Consider the following 22,047-nt stretch of genomic DNA (forward strand, 5'->3'; position numbering starts at 1 on the left):
CGCCGCCCGGCCGGACGCGGAAAACGATTCCCGCGTCCGGCCCCCGCCGCCCGCCTCCGGACGTCTGAACCCATGATCCGCACCATCGCCCATCGCCTCGTCGGCATGATCGTCGTCATGCTCATCGTCGTCACCATCGTCTTCGTGATCGTTCGCGTCACGCCGGGCGATCCGGCCGCCGTGATGCTCGGGCCCGACGCCAACGCCGCCGACATCGCGGCCCTGCGCACCCAGCTCGGCCTCGACCGGCCGATGCTCGTGCAATACGGCCAATACGTCTTCGACGTGCTGCGCGGCGATTTCGGTCAGTCGATCTTCCTCGGCCAGCCCGTGCTCTCGGCGCTGGCGGACCGGGCCGAGCCGACCTTCTTCCTCACGCTCTTCGCGCTCGCCATCGCGGTCGCCATCGCCCTGCCGATCGGCATCCTCTCGGCCTATCGCCGCGGCTCGTTCTTCGATCAGGCTGCGACGACGATCGCCATGCTCGCCGCCAGCATCCCGAGCTTCTGGCTGGGGCTCCTGATGATCCAGGTCTTCGCGGTGAGGTTCGGCTGGTTCCCGACCTCGGGCTATGGCGGGCCGGGCACGACGCTCGCCGAGCGCCTGCACCATCTCGTGCTGCCCGCCTTCGCGCTCGGCATCGTCTCCTCGGCGCTGATCATCCGCTTCACCCGCGCCTCGATGCTCGACGTGCTCGGCGACGACTACGTGCGCACCGCGCGCTCCAAGGGCATGAGCGAGCGCCGCGTCGTGTTGCGCCACGCGCTGAAGAACGCGCTGATCCCGATCCTGACGATCGTCGGGCTGACGGCGGCCCTCCTCATCTCCGGCGCGGTGGTGACGGAAACCGTGTTCTCGCTGCCGGGCGTCGGCAATCTCGTCGTCAACGCCGTGCTGCGGCGCGACTATCCGGTGATCCAGGGCGCGCTGCTCGTGGTGGCCGGGCTCTACGTCCTCATCAATTTCGGGATCGACATGCTCTACATCCTCGTCGATCCCCGGGTGCGCACCTGATGGCCGCCGCCGCGATGGCCGCGCCGGGCAGCGCCGGCGGGCAGTTCTTCGGCGCGCTGCTGCGGAGCAAGGCCGTGGTCGCCGGGCTCGTGGTGCTCGCGGCGATCCTGATCCTCGCGATCTTCGCGCCGATGCTCTCGCCCTATTCGCCCTCGAAGCTCTCGCTCGCCAACCGGCTGAAGCCGCCCTCCGGGGTCAATCTTCTCGGCACCGACGATTTCGGGCGCGACGTCTTCACGCGTGCGGCGATCGCGGGGCGGCTGTCGCTCGTCGTCGGGCTGTCGGTGGTGGCGGTGTCCTGCGTTCTCGGCGTCACGCTCGGGCTTCTCGCCGGCTTCTTCCGCCGGCTCGACGCGCCGCTTGCCCGGCTGATCGACGCGATGATGGCCTTTCCCGACATTCTCCTCGCCATCTCGCTCGTCGCCGCGCTCGGCCCCTCGGTGGTCAACGTCGTGATCGCGCTCGGCATCGTCTACGCGCCGCGCCTCGCCCGCGTGGTGCGGGCCTCGACGCTGGTGATCCGCGAGCTGCCCTATGTCGAGGCGGCGCGGGCTCTCGGCGTCTCGACCCCGCGCATCCTCGTGCGCCACGTCCTGCGCAACCTTCTCTCGCCAATCCTCGTGCAGGGCACCTTCATCTTCGCCAGCGCCATGCTGGCCGAGGCCGGGCTGTCGTTCCTCGGCGTCGGCGTCTCGCCGAGCGTGCCCACCTGGGGCACGATGATCGCGCAGGGGCGCCAGTATCTCGATCAGGCCCCCTGGATCCTCTTCTTCCCCGGCCTTGCCATCGTTCTCGCCGTCCTCTCGCTGCAGCTCGTCGGCGACGGGCTGCGCGATCTCCTCGACCCACGCCTTGCCAAGGATATCTGATCCGTGGAAACCGAAGCCATCCTCATCCGCAACGTGCGCCCCGTCGGCTTCACGCCGGGCGCCGCGCCCGCAGCCGCCACCGACATCCTGGTCGGCGCCGACGGCCGCATCCGCTCCGTCGGGCCCGCGCTCCCGCCCACGCCGGGCGCGCGCATCGTCGAGGGCGGCGGCGCCTACGTCTCGCCCGGCTGGACCGACCTCCACGCCCATGTCTGGCACGGCGGCACCGACATCTCGATCCGCCCGAAGCTCGCGGGGATGCAGCGCGGCGTCACCACGATCGTCGATGCCGGCTCGGCCGGCGAAGCGACCTTCCACGGGTTTCGCGAATATATCATCGAGCCCGCCGACGAGCGCATCCTCGCCTTTCTCAACATCGGTTCGATCGGGCTCGTCGCCTGCAACCGCGTCAGCGAACTCATCGACATCCGCTCGATCGACATCGACCGCACGATCGCGGTGGTGGAGGCCAACCGCGATCTCATCGTCGGCATCAAGTGCCGGGCGAGCCACGTCATCCTCGGCTCGTGGGGCATCACACCGGTGAAGGTGGCCAAGAAGGTCGCCAAGATCCTGAAGCTGCCGATGATGATCCATGTCGGGGAGCCGCCGCCGACCTACGACGAGGTGCTGGAACTCTTGCGCCCCGGCGACATCATCACTCATTGTTTCAACGGCAAGGCCGGCGGCTCGATCGTCGAGGACGAGGATCTCTGGGACCTCGTGACGAAATGCGCCGATCAGGGCATCCGCCTCGACGTCGGCCACGGCGGGGCGTCCTTCTCGTTCAAGGTGGCGGAGATCGCCATCCAGCGCGGCCTCCTGCCGTTCTCGATCTCCACCGACCTCCACGACCACTCGCTGAACGGCCCGGTCTGGGACATGGCCACCACCATGTCGAAGCTGCTGTCGGTCGGCATGCCCTTCGAGGCGGTGGTGACGGCCTCGACCACGGCGCCGATGTCGGCGGTGAAACTGGCGACCGACGATCTCCTCGGGATCGGGAAGGTGGCCGAGCTCACCGTCTTCGATCTCGTCGACAGCGATCTCTCGGTGCGCGACAGCCAGGGCGCCACGGCCAAGCTCCACAAGATGTTCGAGCCGCGCTGGGCGGTGCGGGGTGCCCAGCTCGTGCGCGCTTCCCGGCACATGCCCAAGGAGGGCACGGCGAGCGTCTGCACCTGCGGGGCGCACGGATGACGGCGGCGGCGGGCGGTCTCGGCGGGGGCGGCGGCGGCGGGGCGACGGCGGGGCTCGCGCCGGACGTCGTGCTCTCGGTGCGCGATCTCCGGACGCATTTCGTCTCTCGCCGCCAGACCGCCAGATCCGTCGACGGCGTGACCTTCGATCTCAAGCGGGGCGAGACGGTGGCGGTGGTCGGCGAGTCCGGCTCCGGCAAGTCGGTCACCAGCCTGTCGATCATGCGCCTCCTCGCCGATCCCGGCCGCATCGTGGCGGGCGAGATCCTCCACCGCGACCGCAAGGGCGTGGTGCGCGATCTCGCCAGGGCGAGCGCGCGCGAGATGCGCGGGCTGCGCGGCACCGAGATCGCGATGATCTTCCAGGAGCCGATGACGAGCCTCAACCCGCTCTTCACGGTGGGCGACCAGATCGCCGAGATGATCCTGCTGCACGAGCGCATCGACCGGCGCGCGGCGCTGGAACGGGCCGGCGACATGCTCGAACTCGTCGAGATTCCCGCCGCGCGCCGCCGCCTCCACGACTATCCTCATCATATGTCGGGCGGCATGCGCCAGCGCGTGATGATCGCGCTGGCGCTCGCCAACACGCCCTCGCTCCTCATCGCCGACGAGCCGACCACGGCGCTCGACGTCACCATCCAGGCGCAGATCCTCGATCTCCTGCGCCGGCTGCAGCGCGAGATGGGCATGAGCATCCTCTTCATCACCCACAATCTCGGCGTCGTCGCCGAGATCGCCCGCGAAGTGGTGGTGATGTATGCGGGGCGCGTCGTCGAGCAGGCTCCGGTGCGCGACCTCTTCGCGCGGCCGCGCCATCCCTATACCGAGGGGCTTCTGGCCTGCACGCCGAACGCCTCGCGCGACATCGGCGCCGACGGAGCGCGCCGCCCGCTGCTGCCCATCCCCGGCAGCGTGCCGCCGATCACCGCGCTGCCGCCGGGCTGCACCTACGCGCCGCGCTGCGCCTACGCCGCGCCGGCCTGCACCAGCACAGTGCCGCCGCTCTTCACCGTCGCCCCGGCCCATCTCAGCCGCTGCCTGAGGACCGAACTCCTATGAGCGCCGCCGAGACCCTGCCGGCCGCCGCCGCCGACATCCTCCTGTCCGTCGAGAACCTCACGACGCATTTCCCCCTCGCGCACGGCACGGTGCGCGCGGTGGACGGCGTGTCCTTCACCGTCCGGCGCGGCAGCATCGTCGGCCTCGTCGGCGAATCGGGATCGGGCAAGACCACGGTCGGCCGCTCCATCCTGCGGCTGATCGAGCCGACCGGCGGGCGCGCGATGTTCGAGGGGCGCAACCTCATGGAGCTTTCGCCCAAGGAGATGCGCGCCTATCGCCGCCGCCTGCAGATCATCTTCCAGGATCCCTATTCCTCGCTGAACCCGCGCATGCGGGTGGGCGCGATCCTCGCCGAAGCGCTGGACACGCACGGGCTCGCCCAGGGCGCGCGCCGCGCGCCGCGCATCGCCGAACTGCTGACCCGCGTCGGCCTCGCGCCCGACCATGCCAAGCGCTTTCCCCACGAGTTCTCCGGCGGCCAGCGCCAGCGCATCGGCATCGCGCGGGCGCTCGCCGTCGAGCCCGACCTCGTCGTCGCCGACGAGCCGGTCTCCGCGCTTGACGTCTCCGTGCAGGCGCAGATTCTCAACCTGATGCAGGATCTCCAGCGCGAGTTCGGCCTCACCATGCTGTTCATCGCCCACGACCTCTCGGTGGTGGAATATCTCTGCGACGAGGTGGTGGTGATGTATCTCGGCAAGGTCATGGAGCGCGGCCCGAGCCGCGCGGTCTATGCCCGGCCGCGCCATCCCTACACCAAGGCGCTCATCGCTACGGCGCCGGTGCCGGACCCGACGCTGACGCGCGAGCGCATCGTGCTCAAGGGCGACATTCCCAGCCCGATGAACCCGCCGTCCGGCTGCGTCTTCCGCACGCGCTGCCCGGAGGCGGCCGAGATCTGCGCCGCCACCGTGCCGCCGGAGGAGGCGGTCGGGCCCGGCCATTTCACCGCCTGCCTGCGCCAGGGCGAACTGACCGCCGCCGGCCGTCTCTGAGCCGCTTCGGCGCCCGCCTATTCCCGATTTCATATCTTCCGGAACTGCCGCCCATGTCCACGACCCTTCCGGCCCGCGCCGGTCTCGCCGCCCCCTACGAGCGGCTCGCCGCGCTCGGCATCGTCCTGCCGCCGGCGCCGCCGCCGATCGCCAATTTCGTCACGCATGTCGTGGAGGGCCGGGTTCTCTATCTGTCGGGGCAGGGGCCGCGCGAGGCCGACGGAACCCTTCATACGGGCAAGGTCGGGTCGCAGGTCTCGGTGGCCGAGGCCTACGGCCATGCCCGCCTCACCGGGATCAACCTCCTTTCGGTGATGCAGGAGGCGCTTGGCGATCTCGGCCGCGTCCGGCGCATCGTCAAGCTCCTCGGCATGGTCAATGCCGACGCCGATTTCGACGATCACCCCTCGATCATCAACGGCTGCTCGGACCTGATGATCGCCGTGTTCGGCGAGGCCGGTCGCCACGCCCGCTCGGCGGTCGGCTTCGGCTCGCTGCCGGGGCGCATCACCGTCGAGATCGAGGCGATCGTGGCGATCGACTGAGCGGCGCCGTGCGACTTTCCCCTCCGGCCCCGTCAGCCCTGCCCGCCCCAGCCGAGGCGCGCCTCGATGCGCCGCGCCGACAGGCGGACCGCTTCGGCGTAGCGCTCTCGCGCCTCCGCCACCTTGAAGTCGGGCAGCACCACCGAGACGGTGGCCGCGCAGGCGCCCTTCCGGTCGAGAATGGGCGCGGCGACGCAGGCCACCGAATAGGCGGACTCGCCCGCCTGGATCGACAGCCGCTCGCTCAGCGCCTCGGCCGAACGGATCGCCAGCGTCTCGGGGTTGAGCTCGGCGCGGCCCGTGGGCGAGGCCTTGGAGCAGCGGCGGAAGATCTCGACGCGTTCGGCCTGCGGCAGGTGGCCGACGAGCAGCCGCCCCGAGGCCACCCAGTTGAGCGGCACGCGCGAGCCGACGCGCGAGGTGACCTGAAAATGGTCGCGCCCCTCCGCCATCGCGAGCACCACCATCATGTCCTCGTCGCGCCCGCAGATCTGGATGGTCTCGCCGAGCTCGCGGTTGAGATCGAGCATCTCCTCCTTGGCGATCGCCATCAGGTCGATGGAGCGCTCGTAGGCCAGCCCGTAATGGTAGAGCCGGGGGCCCAGCCACACCGTGCCGTCCTCGCCGCGCTGCAGCAGGCCCTTGTCCACGAGATCGTCGACGATCGTGTAGACGGTGGAGAGCGGCGCCTTCACCGAATGGGCGAGGTCGTAGGCCGTCGCCGGGCGACCGGTGTCGCGCAACTGGTCGAAGATCTGCAAAGCCCGGTCGATGCCGCTGACGCGCGAACGCCGTGCCACCTCCGGCGCGCCCCCCGCCTCGTCCTCCCGCACCGGGGCGATCGCCGCTCCTGCCATGGTCATTCCATCCGATCGAAGCCCGCTCATCCGGCCCGATCATACCGTTCCGACGCCGCGGGCGAAACCGTCCGGGCCTCACGCAAGGATCTTGCCCCATGAGCGACGACATCCGCCTCCAGATGGGCCTTCGCCCGATCATCAACGTGTCCGGCACGATGACCTCGCTCGGCGCCTCCATCGTGGTGCCGCAGGCCGTGGAGGCCATCGCCGCGGCGCTGCCGCAGTTCATCGAGATCGGCGACCTGCAGCGGCTCGCGAGCCGCACGATCGCCCGGTTGACCGGGGGGGAAGCCGGCTTCGTCACGGCCTCCTGCGCCGGCGCCATCACGCTGGCGGTGGCCGGCACGATGACGGGCGACGACCTCGCCGCGATCGAGCGCCTGCCGGAGACGGGGCGCCTCGCGCGCGACGAGGTGCTGATCCAGGCCGGACACATGGTCGGCTATGGCGCGCCGGTGGAGCAGGGCATCCGCCTCTGCGGCGCCAAGGCGGTGCGCGTCGGCCAGGCGACGAGCGCGGAAGCCTACCAGATGGCCGGCGCCATCACCGCGCGCACCGCCGCGGCGATGTTCGTCGTCTCGCACCACACCGTGCAGTACGGGCAGATGGGCCTCGCCGAATTCATAGAGGTCGCCCATGCCCACGGCGTGCCGGTAATTGTCGACGCGGCGTCGGAATACGACCTGCGCGGCTTCCTCGCCGCCGGCGCCGACCTCGCGCTCTACTCCTCGCACAAGTTCCTGGGCGGCCCGACCGGGGGCATCGTCGCCGGACGGCGCGATCTCGTGCGCGCCGCCTATCTCCAGAACGGCGGCGTCGGCCGCGGCATGAAGGTCGGCAAGGAGGGGATCGTCGGCACGATCGCGGCGCTCGAAGCCTGGGAGACGCGCGATCACGCCGGCATTCGCGCCCGCGAGAGCGCGGCGCTCGATCTCTGGCAGACGACGCTCACCGGCTTTGCCGGCGTCGACCCGGTGATCGACCCCGACCCGACGCACAATCCGCTCGACCGCCTCAAGGTCCACGTCAAGCCGGCGGAGGCCCACATCACCGCCTGGGATCTCGCCGACGCGCTGGCGCGCCACGAGCGTCAGCCGATCATCGTGCGGGATCACGAGGTCGAGCACGGCTACTTCTATCTCGACCCCTGCAACCTCCATCCGGGCCAGGCCGAGATCGTGGCGGAGCGCCTGCGCGAGGAGCTCGAGACCGCCCGGCGCTCCAACGACGTGATCGCCAGCGACTTCGCGGAGCGCCGCAAGCGCCGCGCCGTCAACCGCTGGCCCGACTGAGCCTCGCCGGCCCGAGGAGCGCACCGAGGGCCTCGATCACGCCGTCGCCCATCTGCGCCACGTTGAAGCGCATCATGGCGTCGGCGCTCTCGCTCGCGCTGAAGACGTTGCCGGGGGCGAGCACGATGCCGCGCTCCAGTGCCGCGCGGGCAAGCTCGACGGAACTGCACCCCTCCGGCAGGTGGCACCAGAGCGAGAAGCCGCCGCGCGGGATCGTCCAGGGCTCGATGCCGAGGGGCGCGAGCGCGGCGATGGCCGCCTTGCGTTGCCGGGCAAGCCGCTGGCGGAGCTGCGCCATGTGCCGGCGGTACCCGCCTTCGCCGAGCACGGTCTCGACGACCCCCGCCGCGAGCGGACCGACGCTGCCGAAGCTCGTGGCGACCTGCAGATCGACCAGCCCCTCGATCCAGTCGCGGCGCCCCGCGACGTAGCCGCAGCGCACGGAGGCCGAGAGCGTCTTCGAGAAGCTGCCGATCCGCACGACGCGGTCCAGCCCGTCGAGGACCGCGAGCCGGGGCGAGGGCTCGGGCTCGAAATCGGCAAGAATGTCGTCCTCGACGACGATCATCTCGCCGGCGCCTGCGATCGTCAGCACGCGGTGCGCGGCCTGCGCCGAGAGCGTGCCGCCGGTCGGATTGTGGATCGCCGAGTTCGTGACGTAGAGACGGGGGCGATGGGCCGCGACCGCCTCTGCGAAGGCCGCGAGGTCCGGCCCCTGCGGCGTCCGGGGCACGCCGACGACGAGCACGCGGTGCGCGCGCAGCAGCGCCTGGAAGTTGAAGTAGCAGGGATCGTCCACGAGCACGGTGTCGCCGGCGCGCAGGAAGAGGCGGCAGAGGAGGTCGAGGGCCTGCGTGCCCGACGAGGTGAGAAGGATCTGGCCGGCCGCCACATCCATCCCCTCGGCCGCGAACTGGCGCGCCAGGAGCCGCCGCAGCGCCGGCGAGCCCTGGGTCGATCCGTAGTCCGCCAGCAGGCCGTCGTCGGCCCGCGCCATGGTGCGAAGGGCACGCCGAACGGCCTCGTGCGGCATCCAGTCGGCCGGCAGCCAGCCGCAGCCGGGGCGCTGGACGCCGGCCTCCGCATCCAGCGACTGCCGGGACACCCAGAGCGGATCGATCGCCCGTTCGCGCCGCGGCTCGATCTCGGCGAGCGTCAGCGGCGGCAACGGGCCCGCGACGGTGAAGCCCGAGCCGGGGCGTGAGCGGATCAGCCCCTCGGCCACGAGCCGCGCATAGGCCTCCACCACCGTCGAGGGCGAGACGACCATCTCGCGGGCGAAGGCGCGAACGGAGGGCAGCCTGTCGCCGACGCCGAGCGCGCGCCGGGCCATGCGCCGTCGGATCTCCTCCATCAACGCCTCGGTGCGCGTCGCCGGCGGGTTCGCCTTGTCCGAAGATGCCATCAACCGTTCGGATCCTCCGGCCCATACAGATCGGCGCAACCGTAACGAACCGTGCCTGTCCTCGCCAGCCGCCGGCCGCTACGAAGCCGGGCAGAAACCGGAAAGGCTCGGGATATGGATCGAACCCGCGCGGGATGGGGCAGCGGCCTCCTCGGCGTCGTCATCTTCAGCGGCTCGCTGCCGGCCACCCGCGTCGCCGTGGGCGGCTTCACGCCGCTCTTCCTCACCTCGGCGCGCGCGGTGATCGCGGCGCTTCTCGGCGCGGCGCTGCTGGCCGTGCTGCGACAGGCGCGGCCCGCGCGCGCCGATCTCCTGCCGCTCGCGGTGGTGGCGCTCGGCGTGGTGGTCGGCTTTCCGCTGCTCACCGCGCTCGCGCTGCGCCACGTCACCTCGGCCCATTCGATCGTCTTCATCGGCCTGCTGCCGCTGGCGACCGCGCTGTTCGGGGTTCTGCGCGGCGGCGAGCGCCCAAAACCCGCCTTCTGGCTGTTCTCGATCCTCGGCGCCGGGGCGGTCGCCGGCTTCGCCCTCGGCCAAGGCGGCGGCTCTTCGCGGACGGGCGACGCCCTGATGGTGGCCGCGATTCTCCTCTGCGGCCTCGGCTACGCGGAAGGCGGCACGCTCGCCCGGCGTCTCGGCGGCTGGCAGGTGATCTCCTGGGCGCTGCTCCTGGCGCTCCCCGCGATGGCGGCGGTCGCGCTCGCGACGCTGCCCGCCACGTGGAGCGCCGTCACCGCCTCGCAATGGCTGGGGCTCGCCTACGTCTCGGTCTTCTCGATGCTCGTCGGCTTCGTGTTCTGGTATCGCGGGCTCGCGCTCGGCGGCATCGCGGGCGTCGGCCAGTTGCAACTGCTCCAGCCCTTCTTCGGGCTTGCCCTCGCGGCCCTCCTCTTGGGCGAGCCGGTGGCGGGATCGATGCTCGGCGTCACCGCGCTCGTGGTGCTCTGCGTCTTCGGCGCCAGGCGCTTCGCTGGACGGCCTTGAGCCCGTCCGGCGAAGCGGGGGGAGCGCCTCCGGCCCTGCGCTGCCGCGGGCCGAAGGCAGGTGTTCGGCGGCTTCAGGCCGCGCGATAGCGCTCCAGCCAGTGCGCGTAGGGCGCGGGCAGCGTCCAGGCGGCCTTGTCGAGCCCAAGTTCGGTCGCCGCGCGGTAGGGCCAGTGCGGGTCGGCGAGGAGCGGGCGGCCGAGCGACACGAGATCGACCTTGTCCTCGGCGATCAGCGCCTCGGCCTGCTTGGGCTGGCTGACGAACCAGCTCGTGGTGGCCGGCAGGCCGGTCTCGCGGCGCACGCGCTCAGTGGTCTCTGCCATGAAAGCCGGGCCCCACGGGATCTCCGCGGTCGGCGTGGAGAAGCCGATGCTCACGTCGATGAGGTCGAGCCCGCCCTGCTGGAAGCGGCGGACCATCTCGATGCCCTCGTCCAGATCGTTCGACCCGTCGAACTCGGTCACGCCGAAGCGCGCGGTTAGCGGCAGGTTCTCCGGCCAGACCTCGCGCACGGCGGCCAGCGTCTCGAGAAGGAAACGACCGCGCCCGTCGAGATCGCCGCCATAGGCGTCTTCACGCTTGTTGGACCAGGTCGAGAAGAAGCTCTGCGCGAGATAGCCGTGGGCGAAGTGCAGCTCCAGCCATTCGAAGCCGGCCGCGCGGGCGCGGCGGGCGGCCGCCACGAAGTCGGCCTTCACGCGATCGATGTCGGCGAGCTCCATGGCGCGCGGAACCTTCGGCAGGTTGGCGCCGAAGGCGACGGCCGAGGGAGCGATCGTGTCCCAGCCGCGCGGGTCGCCCGCGGCGATGTGGTCGTCGCCCTCCCAGGGGCGGTTGGCGCTTGCCTTGCGGCCGGCATGGCCGATCTGGATGCCCGGCACGGCGCCCGCCGCCTTGATCGCCGCGACGGCCCTCTTCCAGGCCTCGGCCTGCGCATCGTTCCAGAGGCCGGCGCAGCCCGGCGTGATGCGGCCCTCCGGCGACACGGCGGTCGCCTCGGCGATCACGAGGCTCGCGCCGCCGCGCGCCAGACCGGCGAGATGGACGAGGTGCCAGTCGTTGATCACCCCGTCCTCGGCCGAATACTGGCACATGGGCGAGACGACGATGCGGTTTCGCAACTCCGCATCCTTCAACCGGAAGGGCGTGAACAGGGATGACATGTCAGACTCCTGACGAGAAGCGGCCCGAGCGGCTGCCTCGTATTCGATCGTTCGAAAATAGTCGAACATTGAGCCTCCGGCAAGGGCATGCTAGTTGTGGCGCATGCGGGCCATTCGACACCCCCCGATCGACGAGATCGCGCTGACGCAGGTGCTCTACGCACTGAGCGATCCCGTGCGCCTCGGCGTCGTGCGCCAGCTGGCGCGCGAGGGTGAGGCGACGTGCGGGGCGCTCGACCATGGCCGTCCGAAATCGAGCATGTCGCACCATTTCCGGGTGTTGCGCGAGGCCGGCCTCGTGCGCACGCGCACCGACGGCGCCGCCCACATGAACGAGCTGCGGCGCGGCGAGATCGACGCGCGGTTTCCCGGCCTGCTGCAGGCGGTGCTCGCCGCCGGCGCCATCACCGACGATGCGGCGCGCGACGACCCGGCGCCTCAGCGCCCGGTCCAGAGCTCCAGCGCGCGATAGGCCGCGCCCACCAGTCCTGCATCGTCGCCGAGCTGGGCCGCGACGATCTCGGGAACGGCGTGGCCGGGCAGCAGGCGCTCGCGCATGCCGCGCCGGATATCGGCCAGCATCAGGTCGAGCGCCTTCGACACGCCGCCGCCCATCACGATCCGCTCGGGCGCATAGAGGTGCTGGACGTTGACGAAGCCCGCGGCGAGCCACGCCGCCTCTTCGCGCAGGACTTGGCCGGCGACGGGGCAGCGGTCCCGCGCGGCCTGCGTCACGTCCTCGCCGGTGGCGGGGCGGGCGCCCGCGAGGGTGGCGAGGCGCGAGGCGGGCTCCAGCGTAACGGCCGCTTGCGCCGCGCGCGCCAGCGCGGTGCCCGAGGCGACCGCCTCCCAGCAGCCCTGGTGGCCGCAGGAGCAGGGGGCCGAGCGGTCGGTGATGCGGGTGTGACCGACCTCGCCCGCCAGCCCGCGATGGCCGCGGATCAGCCGATTCTCCAGGACGATGCCGCCGCCGATGCCGGTGCTGACGGTGACGTAGGCGAAGTTGGCGAGGCCCCGGCCGCCGCCCGAGCGCCACTCGCCGAGCGCCGCGATCTTGGCGTCGTTCTCGAGGACTGTCGGCAGGCCCGTCCTAGCCTCGACGATGTCGCTCAAGGGGATGTCGGTCCAGCCGGGCAGGGCGGGAATGTCCAGCACCGTGCCGCGGGCGGCGTCGAAGGCGCCGGGAATGCCGATGCCCACCGCGCGGGTGCGGGGCGAGCGCACGCCCGCGATCAGCGCCTCCATCTGCGCGACGACGCCGGCGACCCCGCCGGCCCGGTCGGTCGGCGCGGTGCGCCGCTCTAGGATGGTGCCGTCGCGCTCGATCGCGGCGGCCCGCACCTGCGTTCCCCCGAGGTCGATGCCGATGAAGGAGGCGTCGGGCATGACTGTGCCTTCCTGTCCGAAACGGACGGTGCCGATGTCAGGCGGTGACCTTGGTGGTGCGCTGCGGCGTTCCGATCCCCTCGGGAACCGTTCGGCGCGCGACGGCGATGTTGAGGTGCTGCAGGGCGAGGATCATGGCGGCCGCGGCGCCGAGGCCGCGGGCCTGACGCAGTGCCACCGTGACGACGCCGGGGATCGCCTCCGCGCCCGAGGCGTCGAAGACGACGACGCGGCAGCCGGCTTCCGCCGGTGCGCGAGCCAACGCCGCGACGCTCAAGGCATCCGGGCCGGCGCTGCGGAACAGGAGGATGCCGAGGCCCGGCCGCAGCATCTCGAACGGGCCGTGGCGGAACTGGCCGCCTTCGAAGCCAATCGTCGGCACGCGGGCGAGTTCCATCATCGAGAGAGCCGCGCTCTCGGCGACGCCCGCCATCGCGTGACGCCCGGCGAAGACATAGACGTGCGACCCGGCCAGCGCCGCGTCGGCGGCGGCGATCGCGGCGGGGTCGCTCGTGTGCGCAAGGGCCGCCCGAAGCTCGGGCTGCGGCGCGCCGAGCGCTTCGAGCACGGCGCCGTGCATTGCCAGCGTCAGCGCGATCGAGCGCGAGGCGGCGAAGGCGCGCTCCGTGCCGCCTGCGGCGACGATCACGCCGCGAACGCTGCGCGCCAGCGTGCTTTCGGGCTCCAAGGTCAGGCCGAAGCGCTCTTCCCGACCCGCGGGAATGGAGAGAATATCGCGAATCTCGCCGGACTCGCCGGACTGCGAGACGACGAGCGCGGTGCGCGGGGTGTCGGGCAGGGGTGAGAGCAGCGCTTCGGAAGCGTTGAGGGCGCGCGCGTCCAGCCCGAGATCCCGGTAGAGCGGCTCTACGATGCGATTGACGTGGTGCGACCCGCCCATGGCGTAGAGGACGAGCCGCCCGGTGCGGCGCGCGCTTTCGGCGATCCTCGCCGCGCCCGGGCCGGCCCTTTCGATCGTCGCGATCGCGTCGGGCCCCTGACGCCGCATTTCGTCGAGCATCAGGTCGAGGCCGGGATGGTGCGTCATGGAAGCTCCGTTCGTTCGATGGAGGAATGAGAGGCCGAGAGGTCGCTTCGGTCGGTCCGCGCCGCCGACGGAATGCGCGTCCCGGTCACGGTAGTGCCCTCGGTTGCACCCCGGCGCCGGGCGGCGCATGGAAGGAGGGCGACGCGCGCCCGCATCACCCGAGCCGAACCTTGACCGAACAGAGCGACGAGAAGACCGAAGACCGGCGCGCCGATCCGCCCACCGTGGCCGACGTGGCGGCCTTGGCCAAAGTATCGCGCGCCGTGGTGTCGCGCGCCCTCTCGGCCTCGCCGCGCCCGGTCTCGGCCGACAAGCGCGCGCGGGTGCTGCAGGCCGCCGAGGCGCTCGGCTACCGCCCGAACCTGCTCGCCCGGAGCCTCACCACCAAGCGGGTCAACCTCGTCGCGGTGGTCGTCAACCACATCCACGACCTCTCCGATCTCGACCTCTTCGACCGCCTGCTCGGCGAGATCCAGGGCGTCGGCAAGCAGGTGCTGCTCCTGAAGGTCGGCTCGGTCGACCGGGTGGAGGAGTTCCTGCGCGACGGCGTCGCGCACCATGTCGACGCGGCGCTCGTCTGGTCCGACTTCGCGGATGCGGCGACGGTGCGGCGCATGTTCCGCTCCGACGCCGTGGTGATGATGAACGGCCGGCATGACGCCCTGTCGCCGGCGGTGGTGCCACAGGAGGCTGCGGGGATCGGCGAGGCCGTGACGAGCGCCGCGGGCCAGGGCGTGCGCCGCGCCGCGCTCGTCACCGGCCGCGCCTCCTCGCGCATCGAGGAGGCGCGGGTCGCCTCCTATCGCCAGGCTTTCGAAGCCAACGCCATCGCGCTCGTCGAGGTGTTGCAGGGCGACTATTCCTATGCGAGCGGGCGCGCGGCGTCGGACGCCTTCCTGCGGGACGAGGCACCCGACGCGGTGTTCTGCACCTCGGACGCGATGGCGATGGGCGTCCTCGACGGCTGCCGCGCGCTGTTTCCCGGCAACCGCCCGACGCGCTTTCGCCTCTACGGCTTCGACAATCTCAGCCTCACCGACACCGACGCCTATCCGATCAGCTCGATCGGCTTCGACAAGGCTGAGTTCGTCGATCATATCCTGCGCTTCGTCGTCGATCCCGAGCGTTTCGTGCCGGGCTCGCCGCCCGTCGGCGTGCCCACCCGCTTCGTCCCGCGCGCCACCGGCTGAAGGGCGCCGGCCGGGCGCGGAAGGCTCGAAGCTTCGGCGCTACCAGAGCGGGTTCAGCTTCGGCGGGTTGGCGTTCTCGCCCCACCACTTCTTGTAGTTCGCCTCGTAGGCGCCCGACTGGATGTAGTCGGAGACGAACATGTCGAGCCAGCGCACGAAGGCCGGGTCGCCCTTGGCCACCGCGATGCCGATCGGGTCGTTGGAGTAGAGCTCGGGCAGGGTGACGAGCTGGTCGTTCTGGGTCGCGAGATAGTCGACCAGCGAGGAATCCTCGACCGCCGCCACCACGCGGCGCTGCTGCAGCTGCAAGACGCCGTCGGGTGCGAAATTGTCGACATAGACGATCTCGGCGCCCGGCGCCTCGCGCTTGAGGAAGGCCTCGCCCGTGGTGCCGCGCCCGACCACCACGCTCTTGCCCGCGAGATCGGCGAGCGAGGTGATGCCGGCGTCGCGCTGCACGACGACGCGCAGGCCCGCCCGGTTGTAGGGGATCGAGAAGTCGACGGTCTTGGCGCGCTCCAGCGTCGCCGAGGTGTTGGCGACCACGATGTCGAGCTGGCCCGAGACGAGCATGGAGATGCGCGCGTCGCCCGAGACGTCGGTGAGTTCGACGGGCACGCCGAGCTTCTCGGCGAGGCGGTTGGCGACGTCCACGTCGTAGCCGACGGGATTGTTCTGCGGGTCGCGGAAGCCGATCGGCTCGCCGCCGAGCGAGACGCCGATGCGCACGCTGCCGCGCGAGCGGATGTCGTCGATCATGCCGGCGGAGGCCGGCAGGGCGGCGCCGGCAACGAGCGCGAGCGCGGCGATGGCAGTCAGTAGGCGCTTCATGGTGTTCCCTCTCTCCTCGGTTTCAAAGCGTCGTCGCGGGCCGAAGCTCGGGCTCGGCCATGCCGTCCGTCCAGAGCCAGTAGCTGATCTCGCCCTCGCATCGGAAGTTCACCACCTCGTGCTGCCCGTGCGCGTCCACCGCGTGGATCACGACGCCGGCGAGGAACCCCTCGCGAAGCTCGGCGAGCTCCTCGGCCGCCAGCCGCACGGCGTCGTGCAGCGTATGGCCGAGCCGCAGGGCGAGCACGATCGTGCGCGCGGTGCCGCAGCGCATCGTCATCTCGCCGGTATGCGTGCAGGCCGCGGCGCCGAAGCGGCTGTCGGCGTAGAAGCCGGCGCCGGGAATGGGCGAATCACCGAGACGGCCGGGATATTTCCAGGCCCAGCCCGAGGTCGAGGTCGCCGCGTGGATGCCCGCATCACGGTCGGCGCTGAGGAAGACCGTGGTGTCGCGCACCCGCTCGGGATCGGTGATGGTGCGGCTGAGCGGCACGAGCGGGATGTCGGGAAAGCGCGCGAGATCCTCGGGCGAGAGTTCGCGCTGGAGGCGCTCCCACCAGACGCGGCGGCTGTCGTCCAGCAGCGTCTCGTCGTGGGGAAAGCCGATCTCGGTGGCGAAGCGCCGCGCCCCGTCGCCGGTGAGCATGACGTGCGGCAGGCGGCGCATCACCTCGAGCGCCAGCTTCGAGACGGGCAGCGTGTCGGGCACGGCGCCCACCGCGCCGACCTCGCGGGTGGTGCCGTCCATCACGCCGGCGTCGAACTCCATTCGGCCGATCATGTTGGGCCAGCCGCCATGGCCGACGCTGCGCACCTTGGTCTCGCGCTCCACGAGGCCGATGCCCTCCACCATGGCGTCGAGGCTGGGCATTCCGCCGCGCAGGCGGTCCACACTGGTGGCGAAGCCCGGCCAGGCCTCGGCGTTGGCGAGAAGCAGCATGCTTCAGTCCCTGTGCATCTTGGAGAGGAATTGCGCGATGCGCGGGTTGGCGAGGCCCCCGGCGGGGCTGAAGAACTCCGCCGCCGGCAGGTCCACGAGCAGGCGCCCGGCGTCGAGGAAGACGATCCGGTCGGAGATGCGACGGGCGAACTCGATCTCGTGGGTGACGAAGAGCATGGTGGTGCCGGTCTTCGCGAGTTCGGCGAGGATCGCCAGCACCTCGGCGGTCATCTCGGGATCGAGCGCGCTCGTCACCTCGTCGAGCAGCAGGTAGCGCGGCTCCATGGCGAGCGCGCGGGCAAGGCCGACGCGCTGGCGCTGGCCGCCCGAAAGCTGCGCGGGATAGGCGTCGGCGCGCGGCGCGAGACCGACCGAGGCGAGGATCTCGCGTGCCTTGGCTTCCGCCTCGCGCCGCGGGCGCTTCAGCACCTCGACCGGCGCCAGCATGACGTTCTCGACTGCCGTCATGTGCGGGTAGAGGTTGAAGAGCTGGAACACGGTGCCCGAGCGCTTGCGCGCCTCGGCGAGTTCCTTGGGCTTGGAGACGTCGAACCCGTCCACCGTGATGCGCCCGCCGTCGAGCCGCTCCAGCCCGTTGATGCAGCGGATCAGCGTCGACTTGCCCGAGCCCGAGGTGCCGAGCACCGAGACGACCTCGCCGGGCCGGATCGCGAGGTCCACCCCGCCCAGCACGGTGGCGGCGCCGAAGACCTTTCGCACGTTCTCCACGGTCAGCATGTCAGAGCCCCCGCCAGGAATTGTGGGCGCGCAGCCGCGTCTCGAGGCGCGCGCCGAGATGGGCGACGAGCTTCGCCGCGCCATAGTAGAGAAGCCCGACGACGCTCCAGACCACGAAGGGCTTGAGCGTGCGAAGGTTCAGGATGTTGCCGACCTTGGTGAGGTCGGTGATGCCGATCACCGAGATGAGCGAGGTCACCTGCAGCTGGTTGACGAGAAGGGCGATCAGCGGCCCGATGCCGAAGGCGATCGCCTGCGGCCCGACCACGCGGCGCAGCACCTGCCAGCGCGTGAGGCCGAAGACCCGCGCCGCCTCGATCTGATCGCGCCCCACCGCCTCGATGCCGGAGACGGCGATCACGAAGACGAAGGCGGCGGTGTTGAGTGAGAGCGTGATGAGCGCGGCCTCGACGGGCGTGACGTTGATCCGCGCGAAGGCCGGCAGGCCGAAGAACACGAGGAAGAGCTGCACCAGCACCGGCGAGTTCTTCAGGAGCTCGGCGAGAAGCGTCAGTCCCTGCGAGAGCACGGGCACGCGGTAGAAGCGCGCCACTGCCCAGAGCGTGCCGAGCACGAGACCGATCGCCGAGGTCGCGAGGAACAGCCCGAGGCTGACGCCGAGCCCCTGCGCGAGGAGGATCAGATCGTAGGACGTGAACTCGGTGTAGCGCATCAGGCGACGTCCTGCGCCATGCCGTGGTTCAGGCGTCGGTGCAGGAGATTGACGCCGACCGAGACGGCCCAGGTGAGCAGGGCATAGGCGACGAGCAGCACCGCATAGACCTCGAAGGGCCGGAAGGTGTCGGAGGCGACGATGCGCCCGGTTCCCGTCAGCTCGTTCAGCGTGATGGCGGAGAGGATCGAGGAGGTGAGGATGAGGTTGACCAGCACCGAGCCGAGCGGGCGGACCGCCGTGCGCAGCGCGATCGGCAGCACGATGCGGGTGAAGATCACCCGGCGCGGCAAGCCGCTGACCTCGGCAGCCTCCAGAATGCCGGGCTCGATGGCAAGAATGCCCGAACGGATGGCGTCGGAGGCAAAGGCGCCGCCCGAGACCGAGAGCGCGACGACGCCTGTCGTGAAGGCGTCGATGTAGAGGCCGATCTCCGGCAGCCCGTAATAGAGGAAGAACAGCTGCACGAGGAACGGCACGTTCCGGAAGAGGTCGACATAGGCATAGGCGAGAGCCCGGAGCCAGCGCGACGAGGAGGTGCGGGCGATGGCAATGAGCGCGCCGAGCACCGTGCTGCCGACGATGGCGAGCACGCAGACTTCCGCCGACAGGAAGGCGCCTCGCCAGAGGACGCCAGAGTGGGGCAACAGCACCGACAGATCCAGCTGCACGTCCCCGATCCCCTCATGAAACCGATTTCAGTCTGGGATCGTGCGGCGGTTCTTGTCAAGCGCGGATCGACGCGTTCGAACGGGTTCGGTGGTTGCCACGCCAAGCCTGGGTGCGCCGGCTGGCTTCGCGTGCTCATGCCGTCGTTTGGGCTGGAGGACAGGCTCAGGCGGTCCCACCCCAAGAGAGTTCGGGCATCGACGCGGGCCCACCGTCGCGAGGAGCCGTGCCCTGGCTCCGTATCGCGGACCCCGTTGCCATCCCGGCCGCGGCGCTCCGAACCTTCCTCGTGCCGGAAGGCGCCGGCAAGGCCCGGCCGCGGCGTCGCGCGTCAGGGTTTGTCGAGCCCCCGCATCCGTGCGGGGTCCGCTCCCGCAGAAAGTGCCGTGTCGTTCCGGCCGCCGCCGGAGCGCAGCAGATCGATGATGTGGCGGCCCGAGCCGCGCACATGCGTTTCGATGGCGCGCGCCGCGCCGTCCGCGTCCTGACGCTTCAGACAGGCGATCAGCTCGCGGTGCTCGGCCTGCCGCGCCGCATAGCGCGAGCGCCCGATCGCCATGTCCCGGCTGATCGTGCTCAGCGTCCTGCGATGGCGGTGCCAGAGCTCGACCGCGTTGCGATTGTAGTGCCGGTCGTAGACGACGAGATGGAAGGCGTCGTCGAGCTGGCTGTAGCGATCGTGCCGCTCGAAGCCGAGCGCTTCGATCTCGTCCTGGATCTCCTCCATGCGGCCGATCTCGGCATCGGTCGCGTAGTCGCTGAACCAGCGCACGAGATAGGGTTCGATAAGCGCGTTGATCTCGTACATGTCGCGCACGAAGCCCTCGTCGATCGGGCGCACGCGGGCGCCCCGGTTGGGCTCGATCACCACGAAGCCCTCGCCCCGCAGCTGCTGCAGCGCCTCGCGCACGGGGTTGGTGCTCGTGCCGTAGCGGGCCGCGAGCTCGCTCACCTTGAGCCGCGCGCCCGCCGGAATGCGGCCGGCCAGCATGTCGGCGAGCAGCCGGTCGTAGATGCGGCTCGACGCCGCCGGCGTCAGCGCTTCGCTCTCGGTGTCCGGTGAAGACCGGAGGGCCAGACGTTCGGGAGACATATTTCTTCACACATTCCGTTTGACAGATAATGTACGATCTGTTCGTTATGATGGCAATTGCTCTCCGAAGAGAGCCGGCATGAAACCAGGAGACACTGCGCAAAGCAGGCTCCGACGGGAGGAAGAGCGATGACGTCTGTTGTTCGGCGAAGCCTGTCCTGGCATTGGGCCCTCGTTTCGACGCTCGCGCTGACGCTGGGCTCCCCGGCGCTCGCGGCCGACTACCGCCAGGCGCCGATGCTCGACGCCAAGGTCGCCGACGGCAGCCTGCCCGCCGTGGCCGAGCGCCTGCCGCAGGCGCCCTTCGTGGAGACGCTGATCGACGGTCCCGGCCGCTACGGCGGCAATCTGCGCACCACGATTCTCGGCGGCGGCGACCAGTACAACATCACCCGCACCATCGCGAACGAGACCCTCGTGCGCTGGACGCCGGACTGGACGAAGGTCGTTCCGTCCATTGCCGAGAGCGTCGACGCCTCGCCCGACGCCAAGACCTTCACCTTCAAGCTGCGCAAGGGCATGCGCTGGTCGGACGGCGCGCCCTTCACCGCCGACGACATCCTGTTCTGGTACGAGGACGTGTTCTCGAACCCGGCCCTGACCCCGTCGAAGAACCAGACCTTCACGGTCGCCGGCAAGCCTGCCGTGGTCGAGAAGATCGACGACGAGACCGTCGTCTTCCGCTTCGAGAGCCCCTACGGCCTGTTCCTGCAGCAGCTGGCCTACGGGCAGGGCCATGCTCCGATCATCTATCCCAAGCACTACCTCTCGCAGTTCCACGAAAAGTATAACAAGGAGGGCATCCCCGCCCTTCTGGCGAAGAACCCCTCGGTCGGCGACTGGGTCTCGCTGTTCAACTCGAAGGTCTCGCCGAACTTCCAGCCGGTCTACTGGCAGAACCTGGAGCTTCCCACGCTCAACCCCTGGGTTCTGACCGTGCCCTATGCCGACCAGGACCGCGTGGTGGCGAGCCGCAATCCCTACTACTGGAAGGTCGATCCCGCAGGAAACCAGCTGCCCTATCTCGACGGGATCACCTGGGCCAAGCTCGACGACGTCCAGCTCATGCTCCTGCGCGCGACCAGCGGCGAGCTGGACTACGCCTTCCGCCACATCAACAACTCGACCTACAAGTCGGTGCTCTACGATGCCCAGGAGCAGGGGCACTACCGTCTGATGGACGTCGCCGACCTGCCGGCCAACGACGCGACGCTGATCCTGAACCTCAACGTGCAGGACCCCGTCAAGAACAAGCTCTTCAACACCAAGGACTTCCGCATCGCGCTGAGCCACGCGATCAACCGGCAGGACATCATCGACCTCGTCTATGTCGGGCAGGGCTCGCCGGCGCAGGTCGGCCCGCTGCCCGAGCACGAGCTCTACAACCAGCGCCTCTCCGACCAGTACGTCGCCTACGATCCCGAACAGTCCAAGGCGATCTTCGACCGGATCGGCCTCGACCAGAAGGACGCGCAGGGCTTCCGGCTCGGGCCCGACGGCAAGCGCCTGACGATCACCTTCATGGTCGCCGACGTCTTCGGCCTGTCCTACCCCGACATCATGCAGATGGTGCAGCAATACGCGGCCGAGGTCGGGCTCGACATCCAGATCCGCACCACCGACCGCGCCCGCCTCAACTCCATGTGGTACGCCAACGAGCAGGACGCCTACATCTGGAATTGCGTGGGCGGGCGCGCCGAAGCCTATACCGACGTGCGCTGCTACATGCCCTTCCAGAAGGCCGACATCTTCTTCGCCTCGAAATGGGCCGACTGGTACGCCGACCATTCCAAGGGCGAGGAGCCGCCGGCGCCCGTGAGGGAACAGATGGCGCTCTACGACAAGGTCAACGAGGCGGTGACCGACGAGGCGCGGCTCGCGGCCATGAAGGTCTTCCTGGAGAAGGCGGCCGACAATTTCTACACGATCGGCATCTCGCGCCCGATGCCGAAATATGCGCTGATCAACCGCGACATCAAGAACGTCGTCGAGCCGATCCCGATCACCGGCAATCTCTGGCACCCCGCCCCGACGCTGACCCAGTGGTACTTCGACCGGCCGGCGCCGTGAGGCGCTGAGCGCGCCG

Annotated in this window: 22 protein-coding genes; 11 read left to right on the plus strand and 11 right to left on the minus strand. The window is 70.3% G+C overall.

What is annotated here, in order from left to right:
- Nucleotides 1–72 precede the first annotated feature (72 nt).
- The 6 genes from GGR04_RS16690 to GGR04_RS16715 are packed head-to-tail and all read left to right on the plus strand — an operon-like array spanning nucleotide 73 to nucleotide 5,687.
- Nucleotides 73–1,014 (plus strand): ABC transporter permease, encoded by a 942-nt coding sequence (locus GGR04_RS16690; RefSeq protein WP_183201065.1) that lies wholly within the window; start codon nucleotides 73–75, stop codon nucleotides 1,012–1,014.
- Nucleotides 1,014–1,883, plus strand: a complete 870-nt coding sequence (locus GGR04_RS16695) for an ABC transporter permease (protein WP_183201066.1) — start codon at nucleotides 1,014–1,016, stop codon at nucleotides 1,881–1,883. The genes GGR04_RS16690 and GGR04_RS16695 overlap by 1 nt, the downstream gene beginning before the upstream one ends.
- 3 nt (nucleotides 1,884–1,886) lie before the next feature.
- Entirely contained in the window at nucleotides 1,887–3,083 is a 1,197-nt protein-coding gene (locus GGR04_RS16700; protein ID WP_183201067.1) for an amidohydrolase/deacetylase family metallohydrolase, read from the plus strand.
- On the plus strand, nucleotides 3,080–4,144 hold the full coding sequence (locus GGR04_RS16705; RefSeq protein ID WP_183201068.1) for an ABC transporter ATP-binding protein: 1,065 nt from the start codon (nucleotides 3,080–3,082) through the stop codon (nucleotides 4,142–4,144). Before GGR04_RS16700 ends, GGR04_RS16705 begins: the two co-directional genes overlap by 4 nt.
- Nucleotides 4,141–5,142, plus strand: coding sequence for an ABC transporter ATP-binding protein (locus tag GGR04_RS16710; RefSeq protein WP_183201069.1), 1,002 nt, complete (start codon nucleotides 4,141–4,143; stop codon nucleotides 5,140–5,142). The genes GGR04_RS16705 and GGR04_RS16710 overlap by 4 nt, the downstream gene beginning before the upstream one ends.
- Before the next feature lie 53 nt (nucleotides 5,143–5,195).
- On the plus strand, nucleotides 5,196–5,687 hold the full coding sequence (locus GGR04_RS16715) for a RidA family protein (RefSeq protein WP_183201070.1): 492 nt from the start codon (nucleotides 5,196–5,198) through the stop codon (nucleotides 5,685–5,687).
- 32 nt (nucleotides 5,688–5,719) lie between these two features.
- Here GGR04_RS16715 and GGR04_RS16720 read toward each other — a convergent pair whose 3' ends face one another.
- A complete protein-coding gene (locus GGR04_RS16720; protein WP_246393233.1) occupies nucleotides 5,720–6,544 on the minus strand; it encodes an IclR family transcriptional regulator in 825 nt (274 codons plus the stop codon).
- Nucleotides 6,545–6,642: 98 nt separating this feature from the next.
- Between GGR04_RS16720 and GGR04_RS16725 the strand changes: the two genes are divergently transcribed.
- Entirely contained in the window at nucleotides 6,643–7,839 is a 1,197-nt protein-coding gene (locus GGR04_RS16725; RefSeq protein WP_183201072.1) for an aminotransferase class V-fold PLP-dependent enzyme, read from the plus strand.
- Here GGR04_RS16725 and GGR04_RS16730 read toward each other — a convergent pair.
- A complete protein-coding gene (locus GGR04_RS16730; RefSeq protein WP_246393235.1) occupies nucleotides 7,820–9,244 on the minus strand; it encodes an aminotransferase-like domain-containing protein in 1,425 nt (474 codons plus the stop codon). The genes GGR04_RS16725 and GGR04_RS16730 overlap by 20 nt on opposite strands.
- 114 nt (nucleotides 9,245–9,358) lie before the next feature.
- On the opposite strand from GGR04_RS16730, the gene GGR04_RS16735 reads away from it, so the two are divergent.
- Nucleotides 9,359–10,228, plus strand: coding sequence for a DMT family transporter (locus GGR04_RS16735; protein WP_183201073.1), 870 nt, complete (start codon nucleotides 9,359–9,361; stop codon nucleotides 10,226–10,228).
- 73 nt (nucleotides 10,229–10,301) lie between these two features.
- Here GGR04_RS16735 and GGR04_RS16740 read toward each other — a convergent pair whose 3' ends face one another.
- A complete protein-coding gene (locus tag GGR04_RS16740; protein ID WP_183201074.1) occupies nucleotides 10,302–11,393 on the minus strand; it encodes an NADH:flavin oxidoreductase/NADH oxidase in 1,092 nt (363 codons plus the stop codon).
- A 103-nt stretch (nucleotides 11,394–11,496) separates the two neighbouring features.
- Here GGR04_RS16740 and GGR04_RS16745 point away from each other — a divergent pair, with 103 nt between their 5' ends.
- Nucleotides 11,497–11,865 carry an ArsR/SmtB family transcription factor gene (locus GGR04_RS16745; protein ID WP_183201075.1) on the plus strand — a complete coding sequence of 123 codons (369 nt, stop codon included), beginning with the start codon at nucleotides 11,497–11,499 and terminating at the stop codon, nucleotides 11,863–11,865.
- Here GGR04_RS16745 and GGR04_RS16750 read toward each other — a convergent pair.
- Nucleotides 11,832–12,779, minus strand: coding sequence for an ROK family protein (locus GGR04_RS16750; RefSeq protein ID WP_183201076.1), 948 nt, complete (start codon nucleotides 12,777–12,779; stop codon nucleotides 11,832–11,834). The genes GGR04_RS16745 and GGR04_RS16750 overlap by 34 nt on opposite strands.
- A gap of 37 nt (nucleotides 12,780–12,816) precedes the next feature.
- Nucleotides 12,817–13,827 (minus strand): SIS domain-containing protein, encoded by a 1,011-nt coding sequence (locus GGR04_RS16755; RefSeq protein WP_183201077.1) that lies wholly within the window; start codon nucleotides 13,825–13,827, stop codon nucleotides 12,817–12,819.
- A gap of 170 nt (nucleotides 13,828–13,997) precedes the next feature.
- Here GGR04_RS16755 and GGR04_RS16760 point away from each other — a divergent pair, with 170 nt between their 5' ends.
- Complete coding sequence (locus GGR04_RS16760) at nucleotides 13,998–15,017, plus strand: LacI family DNA-binding transcriptional regulator (protein WP_246393242.1); 1,020 nt, start codon at nucleotides 13,998–14,000, stop codon at nucleotides 15,015–15,017.
- 39 nt (nucleotides 15,018–15,056) lie between these two features.
- Here GGR04_RS16760 and GGR04_RS16765 read toward each other — a convergent pair whose 3' ends face one another.
- The 6 genes from GGR04_RS16765 to GGR04_RS16790 form a co-directional block, all read right to left on the minus strand.
- Nucleotides 15,057–15,848 carry a transporter substrate-binding domain-containing protein gene (locus GGR04_RS16765; RefSeq protein WP_183201079.1) on the minus strand — a complete coding sequence of 264 codons (792 nt, stop codon included), beginning with the start codon at nucleotides 15,846–15,848 and terminating at the stop codon, nucleotides 15,057–15,059.
- A 22-nt stretch (nucleotides 15,849–15,870) separates the two neighbouring features.
- Nucleotides 15,871–16,788: an isoaspartyl peptidase/L-asparaginase gene (locus GGR04_RS16770; protein WP_183201080.1), complete on the minus strand. Its 918-nt coding sequence runs from the start codon at nucleotides 16,786–16,788 to the stop codon at nucleotides 15,871–15,873.
- Nucleotides 16,789–16,791: 3 nt separating this feature from the next.
- Complete coding sequence (locus GGR04_RS16775) at nucleotides 16,792–17,526, minus strand: amino acid ABC transporter ATP-binding protein (protein ID WP_183201081.1); 735 nt, start codon at nucleotides 17,524–17,526, stop codon at nucleotides 16,792–16,794.
- A gap of 1 nt (nucleotide 17,527) precedes the next feature.
- On the minus strand, nucleotides 17,528–18,199 hold the full coding sequence (locus GGR04_RS16780; RefSeq protein ID WP_183201082.1) for an amino acid ABC transporter permease: 672 nt from the start codon (nucleotides 18,197–18,199) through the stop codon (nucleotides 17,528–17,530).
- Nucleotides 18,199–18,870 (minus strand): amino acid ABC transporter permease, encoded by a 672-nt coding sequence (locus GGR04_RS16785; protein ID WP_183201083.1) that lies wholly within the window; start codon nucleotides 18,868–18,870, stop codon nucleotides 18,199–18,201. The genes GGR04_RS16780 and GGR04_RS16785 overlap by 1 nt, the downstream gene beginning before the upstream one ends.
- Before the next feature lie 329 nt (nucleotides 18,871–19,199).
- Nucleotides 19,200–19,961 (minus strand): GntR family transcriptional regulator, encoded by a 762-nt coding sequence (locus GGR04_RS16790; protein ID WP_183201084.1) that lies wholly within the window; start codon nucleotides 19,959–19,961, stop codon nucleotides 19,200–19,202.
- Between the two features lie 129 nt (nucleotides 19,962–20,090).
- Between GGR04_RS16790 and GGR04_RS16795 the strand changes: the two genes are divergently transcribed.
- Nucleotides 20,091–22,031: an ABC transporter substrate-binding protein gene (locus tag GGR04_RS16795; protein ID WP_183201085.1), complete on the plus strand. Its 1,941-nt coding sequence runs from the start codon at nucleotides 20,091–20,093 to the stop codon at nucleotides 22,029–22,031.
- Nucleotides 22,032–22,047 lie beyond the last annotated feature (16 nt).

Origin of the sequence: Aureimonas pseudogalii (assembly GCF_014196835.1) — a bacterium.
Lineage (GTDB): Bacteria > Pseudomonadota > Alphaproteobacteria > Rhizobiales > Rhizobiaceae > Aureimonas > Aureimonas pseudogalii.